Genomic DNA, 3508 nt, shown 5'->3' with positions numbered 1-3508 from the left:
TCCCCAATGCCGTTCATCCCCAATGCCGTTCATCCTGAGCCTGTCGAAGGATGAGAACTCCGAGGGTCGCAGTTTGCACAACTCCCCGCCTCAGCCTCCGGTCATATTCATGAACCGGAGAATCTGAACCTCTCCGTTTGTCGAAAAATGATGCCGCTCCGGCTTCAGGTCCATGGCGTTGATAATGGTCTCGCGGAGCTTGTCGTCGGTGACCGGGTGGCCCCGCAGTACCCGCCGCAGATCCACTGAATGCTCATTACCTAGGCAAAGCAGCAGACGTCCCTCAACGGTTACCCGTACACGGTTACAGGTAGCGCAGAAATTGTGGGAGTGGGGAGAAATGAAACCGACCCGTGTTGAGGATCCGGGTATCTGGTAATAACGGGCCGGCCCCCCGGAGTCTTTGGTTGTGGCTACCAGATCATGCTTCTGGAGAATGATGTCGCGCACTTCATCACTGCTGCAGAAGGCTTCACCCCGGTCATGCTCAGAGATTTCTCCCAGCGGCATTTCCTCGATAAAGGTGATGTCGATACCCTTGCGGCGGGCGAAGTCCACCAAATCTGGAATTTCCTCATCGTTACGGCCTTTCATTACCACCGTGTTGAGCTTGATCCCGGTAAAGCCCGCTTCGCAGGCGGCATCAATACCGTCCAGCACCTGGGACAGTTTGCCCGTGCGGGTAATGCGCCGGAACTTGTCCTCGTCGAGGGAATCCAGACTGATGTTCAGGCGGTGTAAGCCGGCCTTTCTGAGATCATCGGCCATCTGGGGCAACTGGCTGCCGTTGGTGGTCATGGCAAAGTCTTTCAGACCGTAGCCGCCGATTTCCCGCACCAGTTCGAGGATGTCTCTGCGAACCAGTGGTTCGCCGCCGGTGAGGCGGATTTTCTCGGTGCCCAGGGCGGTGAAGGTTCTTGCCAGACGGGCGATTTCTTCCAGCGTCAGCACCTGCTGCCGTGGCAGGAAGGTCATTTCCTCCGCCATGCAATAGACACATCGAAAATCACATCGATCAGTCACGGACAGGCGCACGTAATTGACGGTACGACCGAAACGGTCTGTGAGTGCTTTTTCGGGCATCGGTCTGGTTTCCCCTCGTGCTCGCTGCATTGCGGACTTCCCTGGGTGCTCGGTTCAGCACTCATATGACACTGCGGTCAGTATGGCAAAACTGTGGGTTTAATCCCATACCTCGCCGGGAGTACGCCACCAGGTCTCCTGTACTGGTGAGCGGGTTTGCTTGCGGGCGGTCAGCCAATCACCTAACATAAGATTTAAATAAATTACATCTTAATAGGTGCCACTATGCCTGCCATGCTCAAACTCGCCAACTCGCTGTTGTTGATATCGTTACTGGGCGTCGCCATAACAGTGCTGCTGGCCTACCCGATGGCGGACCTGCTGAGCCTGCCGGTGCAGATTGCCGCTCACATCGCGACTTTATTATTCGCCACCTTGCTTAAACTCTCCTATGTGATGCGACTGGTATCTTTGAAAAGTCTGGGCCGACCTTTACATTGAGTATGGTTTTGCAGTTCTGTATCTGAAAAGTATGTCTGAGATCAATGCAGACAGAACCAACTATCGGATACTTGCGTATATCAGCTGGTGTTTGAATTGGCAGGAACATTCGTACCGGTGACCCCGTTCGTGCTGCTCGATGTATGGTTTATATTTGTTGTACTGTTCCTGCTAAGCAGGCCGTCTAGTCAAGCTCGTGGGGCATACAGCTCCGCAGCCGGGTCCAGGAGTTTTAGATGCACATTACCCGATACACCGATTACTCTTTGCGGGTGCTGATCTATCTGTCGGTACGCCAGGATCGTCTGACGACGATCCAGGAAATTGCCGAAAGTTATGATATTTCGAGAAATCACCTTATGAAGGTGGTGCACCAGCTGAATCGTAAGGGCTACATCGAGACGGTTCGTGGCAAGAGTGGCGGCATGCGTCTGCACCGACACCCCAATACCATTAATATTGGCGTGCTGATCCGCGAGACCGAGCAGGATCTGACGCTTGTGGAGTGTCAATCGCCTAATGGGAAATGCGTGATTACCCCGGTGTGCGGTTTGAAATCGGTATTTACAGAGGCGCTGGAGGCGTTTCTGAAAACCCTCGACAACTATACTCTGGACGATATTCTGCCAGAAAAGCATCAGCCCCAACTGTTGCGACTGCTGCAAATAGCCTGACTCGGGTCAGTATCCATAAAGCAAAAAGCCCGGTCACATCACCGGGCTTTTTGCTGGACTGAGCCATGGCTCAGCTATAAGGCGCCCTTGTTAATCAGGCGCTTTCCATGGAATCGGACATCTTCTTGTACAACGAGCGCTTGGGCTTCGCCATAACCCGGCGGACCATGGGCTCAAAAAACTCCATGGGCAGGGTTTCCGCTTCCGGATTGAACGCCGGCGAGTCGTACTTGCTGACGAACTCCAGAGTGCGTTCGTAGTAGGGGTGGTCGCGATACTGTTCGCGCATGTTGCGATCCATGCCCAGGTGATGGAAGAAATAGTAGCCCTGGAAAATGGCGTGATGCTTCACCATCCAGTGGTTCTCTTCCGAGACGAACGGCTCAAGAATCACGGCTGCAATATCTGCATGGTTAAAGGTGCCCAATGTGTCACCGATATCGTGCAACAGGGCACAGACTACATATTCCTCGTCCTTACCGTCACGATGGGCAAGGGTGGCAGTCTGCAGGCAGTGGGTCAGGCGATCCACACTGAATCCGCCAAAATCGCCGGCCAGCAACTTCAGGTGATCCATTACCCGGTCAGGCAGCTCTTTGGAGAAACCACGGAAACAGTCTCCGATCTGATCCCACTGTTCCTTGGTGCTTTCCTTCATGTCGGTGAAAGCAGCGGTGTCAGGTTTTGCGGTGGTCATATCGTTCATATCTGTACTCCCGATCAGCAGGATTCTTATGATTGTTGGTGCGTGGTATCGATTCAGTATACGCCTGAACCACCCGAAAAATCCATGCCTTCTGGCGCGGGAGGTGACAGATCGGTTCAGAGTGGGTTTGTGTCCGGAAATTTCACGCACAAAAAAGCCGGGCTCGAGGCCCGGCTTTCTCAATATTCTGTACAGTCAGCGCTATCAGAATTCGAAGGTAACACCGCCGAGCAGGCCGAGGTCACCGTCATAGACGTCAACTTCGGCGAACAGCTTGAAGTTACGCTCAATGGCATAACGTGCTGTACCGGTCACACCAACATAATCCAGGTCACCGGTGATGACGCGCAGGCCGCCGCCGATTTCCAGTTCGTTGGTCAGCTGGTGACGCAGGCCACCGCGCAGACCAAGAGCGGTGTCGTCAAAGGAGCCGCGAGGGAAGTCGTAATCCTGGTATTCGATGGTTACGCCGCCCCACAGATCGGTCTTGGCGTCAAGACCGTGACGGTAAGCACCGCCGACATGAAGAGCTGTCACATCAACATCATCAGTCAGATATTTCAGACCACCAAAGATGAATACATTTTGTGTGATGGCCGCAGAG

The 3508-nt window shown here is 53.8% G+C and carries 5 protein-coding genes; 2 read left to right on the top strand and 3 right to left on the bottom strand.

Annotated elements, in window-relative coordinates:
* Positions 1-90: 90 nt before the first annotated feature.
* On the bottom strand, positions 91-1083 hold the full coding sequence (moaA, locus tag AAC035_RS19690; protein ID WP_339806819.1) for a GTP 3',8-cyclase MoaA: 993 nt from the start codon (positions 1081-1083) through the stop codon (positions 91-93).
* 225 nt (positions 1084-1308) lie between these two features.
* On the opposite strand from moaA, the gene AAC035_RS19685 reads away from it, so the two are divergent.
* The gene (locus tag AAC035_RS19685) at positions 1309-1524 is read left to right on the top strand and encodes a hypothetical protein (protein WP_339806818.1); all 216 of its coding nucleotides are present in this window, start codon (positions 1309-1311) and stop codon (positions 1522-1524) included.
* A 236-nt stretch (positions 1525-1760) separates the two neighbouring features.
* A complete protein-coding gene (locus AAC035_RS19680; RefSeq protein WP_339806817.1) occupies positions 1761-2198 on the top strand; it encodes an Rrf2 family transcriptional regulator in 438 nt (145 codons plus the stop codon).
* A gap of 94 nt (positions 2199-2292) precedes the next feature.
* Here the strand turns inward: AAC035_RS19680 and AAC035_RS19675 are convergent, their stop codons facing one another.
* Both AAC035_RS19675 and AAC035_RS19670 read right to left on the bottom strand, forming a co-directional pair.
* Positions 2293-2895 (bottom strand): HD domain-containing protein, encoded by a 603-nt coding sequence (locus AAC035_RS19675; RefSeq protein WP_339806820.1) that lies wholly within the window; start codon positions 2893-2895, stop codon positions 2293-2295.
* Positions 2896-3108: 213 nt separating this feature from the next.
* A partial coding sequence (locus AAC035_RS19670; protein WP_339806816.1) for a hypothetical protein occupies positions 3109-3508 on the bottom strand: 400 nt, incomplete at its 5' end.

This window comes from uncultured Marinobacter sp., assembly GCF_963974375.1.
Classification (GTDB): domain Bacteria; phylum Pseudomonadota; class Gammaproteobacteria; order Pseudomonadales; family Oleiphilaceae; genus Marinobacter.
The sequence above is the reverse complement of the archived record's forward strand: the minus strand, read 5'-3'. Positions and strand labels throughout refer to the sequence as shown.

What these genes read in the sequence shown, in the direction of transcription:
- AAC035_RS19685 (WP_339806818.1), top strand. Translation starts at nt 1,309, where the DNA reads ATGCCTGCCATGCTCAAACTCGCCAACTCGCTGTTGTTGATATCGTTA.
- moaA (WP_339806819.1), bottom strand. Translation starts at nt 1,083, where the DNA reads ATGCCCGAAAAAGCACTCACAGACCGTTTCGGTCGTACCGTCAATTAC.
- AAC035_RS19675 (WP_339806820.1), bottom strand. Translation starts at nt 2,895, where the DNA reads ATGACCACCGCAAAACCTGACACCGCTGCTTTCACCGACATGAAGGAA.
- AAC035_RS19680 (WP_339806817.1), top strand. Translation starts at nt 1,761, where the DNA reads ATGCACATTACCCGATACACCGATTACTCTTTGCGGGTGCTGATCTAT.